Below are 4,117 nucleotides of genomic sequence, written 5' to 3'. Positions count from 1 at the left end.
GGGGACACGGCCGGGCACGACCACGACCGAGGCGGCCAGGGTGGCCGAGCTGGAACGTGAGGTGCGTGAGCTGCGCCGGGCGAATCAGATCCTGAAGTCAGCGGCGTCTTTCTTCGCAGCGGAGCTGTGCGCCACGAGGCGCCGAGTCAATCGAGGAGGGGTGCGAGACCTTTCCCGTCAGGCTGTCGCAGCGGCCTGATTGAAGCACGGGGGCAGCCTGACCTGGAGGAACGCCGGGGAGGGTGGCAAGCGGCCCCGACAAAGGCGGGACGTGCTGGAACTGCCAGACGGTGCGGGCCTGTCGAGCGAGGTCAGAAGGTGTAACGAGAGTGAACCAGTGGTTGACGCTCCGTAAGAGCGAAGCCGGCTCCAACCTGGTGGATATGGGCCGGTGTGCAGCGCGTGATGCCCTGGGCTCGTGAGCCTGGGTGTCAACTCCGAAGCCGTTTCGGTAGTTGTCAAGTCAAGTGAGACAGGTTGTGTTTACAGCGCTGGTTTCGGCTGGTCAGCGGGCTGGTTGATCCAGGCCGCTTCGGGCAGCTTGGGTGGTCGGGGGCGGCGTGCGAAGCGTTCGGGGTGCTCGGTGTAGGCCTGGTTGAGGGTGGCCTGCCGCTGGGTGCGGATCTGCTCGGCGGTGCCGAAGTGCACCGACGCGGGAGTATGCATCCCAATCCCCGAATGCCGGTGCTCGTGGTTGTAGGCCGCGAAAAAGCCGTCACAGAACACGCGCGCGTCCTCCAGTGACCCGAACCGTTCGGGGAAGTCGGGCATATATTTCAAGGTTTTGAACTGAGCCTCCGAATACGGGTTGTCATTCGAGGTGCGGGGGCGGGAGTGGGACCGGATGACGCGGAGATCGACAAGGAGTTCCGATACTGGTTTCGACACCATTGCGCCACCACGGTCGGCGTGGATGGTATGCGGCTGGCTACCATTGCGGTTCATCGCTTCGTCGAGGAAATCCTTCGCCACGACCGCGTCCTCCGCGGCGGCGACCAGCCAGCCGGTGACATAGCGAGAATAGATGTCCAGGATGACATAGCATTTGTACCACATCCCTTTCGACGGTCCTTTCAGCGCGGTGATATCCCACGACCACACCTCACTCGGACCACGGGCGACCAGCTCGGGCCGCACCCGGGCGGGATGGGTCGCGAGGCGGCGACGTTCCCGGACCTGCCCGGCCGCGCGGGCGATCCGGTACATCGTGGAGACCGAACACCAGTACCTGCCCTCGTCCAGCTCCCTGGCCCAGACCTGCGGGATCGCCAGGTCCCGGTAGGCCGGGCTGGTCAGCAACGCCAGCACCAGGTCTCGCTCGGCGGTGTCCAGGGCCTGCGGCGGCGGTGTGCGAGACAGCCACGGACCATGCATCGGGCCTTTCGGGTTGACGTGCCGGTAATGCGTCGCCCTGGATATCCCGGTCAGCGTGCACGATCTCGTCACAGAAACCTCCGCCGCGCGTAGTTCGGTGAACGCGTCGGTCAGGATGTCCTCGGTGGCTCGTTGTTGTCCGTGCTCTCGGAGAGTTCTTCCAAGAGCGCGTGTGCTTTTCCCATGATGTCCAACGCCATCCGGGTCTTCGTCAAGTCGGAGGAAAGTTTCTGGTTCTGCCGGCGAAGTTTCTCCAATTCTATCTGGTCGGGTGATTTCTTCGCCCGTTTCAGCGGTGTCCGCGGCTCGGCTGGTTCACCGCCCAGGCGTCCCGCGTCGCGAGCTCGTGTCCATTCGATGATGTGAGACGAGTACAAGCCTTCCCGGCGCAGGATCGCGCCCTTCTCCCCATTCGGGGCGTTCTCGTACTCGGCGACCATGGCGAGCTTGTACTCCGCGGTGAACGCCCGCCGCGACGGACGCGGAGCCGGATCGGCCTGCTCACCACCGGACGAACGCCGGGACTGCTTGTCAGATGGCGTGGACACGTGCACAAGGATCTCCGGTCCTGCCCTCTCGATCAGGGACCCCGCACTCACACGGGGTGTCTCACATCAGTCTGACCAAGAGGGTTTAGTTCCGGCGGTGAGGAGGCCGGGGTGAAGGTCTGCGGCGTAGCCGTGGCGATGCTGCCGGAGTAGAGCTGGTCGCCTCCCTGACCGATCGATTGCGTGGTGAACGTGGGAACCATCCGGTGGTCGCTCGCGGGCTGTCCATCCAGGACAGTTGGCGGGCAGGCCTGTTCCGGCTGTGGGCTGCCGGGTGGGGCGGCGGCTGTGTAGTAGTCGCGGGCGTGACGACCCGTCTCGGGGTCCGGGAGAGCCGGATGCAGGGCGAAGACAGCCAGCAAGTCAGCAGTGATGGGTGCTGGAAGGCCAGGAGGATAAGCGTTGGTGAATACCGACGATCCGGATTCCGTTCTGTATCGGGCGGAACGCCGGGTACTGGAGATCCAGACCAAGCTGCACCGGTGGGCGCGTGAGGATGCCCATCGTCGGTTCGATGACCTGTTCAATTTGGTGGCCGATCCCGCGTTTCTGTTGGTGGCGTGGGATCGGGTGCGGGGCAACAAGGGTGCCAAGACCGCTGGGGTGGACGGCCGCACCGCCGCGTCGATTGTGGCGCGGATCGGGGTGGCCAACTATCTCGACGGGCTGCGGTCTGTAGTGAAGGACCGCAGTTTCCGGCCGTTGCCGGTGCGGGAGCGGATGATCCCGAAGGCGGGTGGCAAGCTGCGCCGTCTGGGGATCGCGACCATCACCGACCGGGTGGTCCAGGCATCGTTGAAGCTGGTGCTGGAGCCGATCTTCGAGGCGGATTTCCTCCCATGTTCCTATGGGTTCCGCCCGGGGCGCCGGGCTCATGACGCGGTGGCGGAGATTCGTTATCTGACCTCGAAACCACGCTGTTATGAGTGGATCGTGGAAGGAGACATCAAAGCCTGTTTCGACGAAATCTCGCATCCGGCCCTGATGGAGCGGGTGCGAGCACGGATCGGAGACAAACGTGTCCTGGACCTGGTGAAGGCGTTCCTCAAGTCAGGCATCCTCGGTGAGGATCGTCTGTTGAGGCCCACCACCGCGGGAACCCCGCAGGGGTCGATTCTCTCGCCATTGCTCAGTAATGTCGCGTTGTCCGTCCTGGACGAGCACATCGCACGGTCACCGGGTGGACCGGCGACCGGCAAGACAGAGAAGGCCAAGCGTCTGCGGCACGGCTTGCCGAACTTCAAGCTGGTCCGCTATGCGGACGACTGGTGCCTGGTGATCAAAGGCAGCAGCGCGGACGCGGAAGCCTTGCGGGAGGAGATCGCGGAGGTCCTGTCCGCGATGGGTTTGCGCCTGTCGCAGGAGAAGACTCTGATCACCCACATCGATGACGGCCTTGACTTTCTCGGGTGGCGCATCCAGCGCCGTCGCAAGAAAGGCACGCGCGAGCAGTACGTCTACTCCTATCCCGCCAAGAAATCGCTCAAGGCGGTCGTGGCCAAAGTGAAGACGGTCTGCCGCGAGGTCGAAGTGAACCAGCCCATCGATGTCCTGTTACGCAGGCTCAACCCCGTGTTGCGGGGCTGGTGCGCTTACTTCCGGCCCGGGGTGTCCTCGGTGACCTTTGCCTATCTGAGCCATTACGTGTGGCAGACGGTATGGCGCTGGATACGCCGCAAACACCGCCGGACCAGGTGGAAGGAACTCCGTCACCGCTACGGCGGTGACGGATGGTGGCCCACCGGCCAGGATCGGGAAATGTTCAACCCGGAGAAGGTCAGCACGACACGCTACCGCTACCGGGGATCAGTCATTCCCTCTCCCTGGCCAGAGGCCGCCTGACGAGCGCCTCACGAATCACACCGGGGCTTGTGGAGCGCCCGGTGCCTTGAAAGGGGCACGCCGGGTGCGGGAAGCGGTCCGGGAAAACGGGCCAGCCACATGGCTGGAACCGCGTCCCTGACCGACTTCACGGACCGTCCGTCGCGATGAAGGTCGAGTTCGTCGACTCCCAGCGGAAGGAGCACGGTGTCCAGCCGGTCCTGCGGGCGCTTGAGGGCACGCCCGGCGAGATCGCACCGTCGACCTACTACGCCGCCAGGACCCGTCCCGAGTCCGCCCGCGCGGCATCCGACCGGGTGCTGGCCGAGAAGATCGAGCGGGTGCACGAGGACAACTACAGCGTCTACGGGGCC

3 protein-coding genes and 2 pseudogenes are annotated in these 4,117 nt (G+C 64.6%); 3 read left to right on the top strand and 2 right to left on the bottom strand.

Annotated features, from left to right (window positions below):
- Positions 1-199: pseudogene (locus D5S19_RS32790) on the top strand (hypothetical protein); the annotation flags it as partial.
- Positions 200-483: 284 nt separating this feature from the next.
- On the opposite strand, the gene D5S19_RS02355 reads toward D5S19_RS32790, so the two are convergent.
- Both D5S19_RS02355 and D5S19_RS34015 read right to left on the bottom strand, forming a co-directional pair.
- Positions 484-1,488 carry an IS3 family transposase gene (locus tag D5S19_RS02355; protein WP_267901054.1) on the bottom strand — a complete coding sequence of 335 codons (1,005 nt, stop codon included), beginning with the start codon at positions 1,486-1,488 and terminating at the stop codon, positions 484-486.
- Positions 1,485-1,922: a transposase gene (locus D5S19_RS34015; protein ID WP_158605475.1), complete on the bottom strand. Its 438-nt coding sequence runs from the start codon at positions 1,920-1,922 to the stop codon at positions 1,485-1,487. The genes D5S19_RS02355 and D5S19_RS34015 overlap by 4 nt, the downstream gene beginning before the upstream one ends.
- A gap of 405 nt (positions 1,923-2,327) precedes the next feature.
- Between D5S19_RS34015 and ltrA the strand changes: the two genes are divergently transcribed.
- Positions 2,328-3,764 carry a group II intron reverse transcriptase/maturase gene (ltrA, locus tag D5S19_RS02350; RefSeq protein WP_120021672.1) on the top strand — a complete coding sequence of 479 codons (1,437 nt, stop codon included), beginning with the start codon at positions 2,328-2,330 and terminating at the stop codon, positions 3,762-3,764.
- A gap of 146 nt (positions 3,765-3,910) precedes the next feature.
- Positions 3,911-4,117: pseudogene (locus D5S19_RS02345) on the top strand (IS3 family transposase); the annotation flags it as partial.

Source organism: Amycolatopsis panacis (assembly GCF_003600245.1).
Taxonomy (GTDB): Bacteria; Actinomycetota; Actinomycetes; order Mycobacteriales; family Pseudonocardiaceae; genus Amycolatopsis; species Amycolatopsis sulphurea.
The sequence above is the reverse complement of the archived record's forward strand: the minus strand, read 5'-3'. Positions and strand labels throughout refer to the sequence as shown.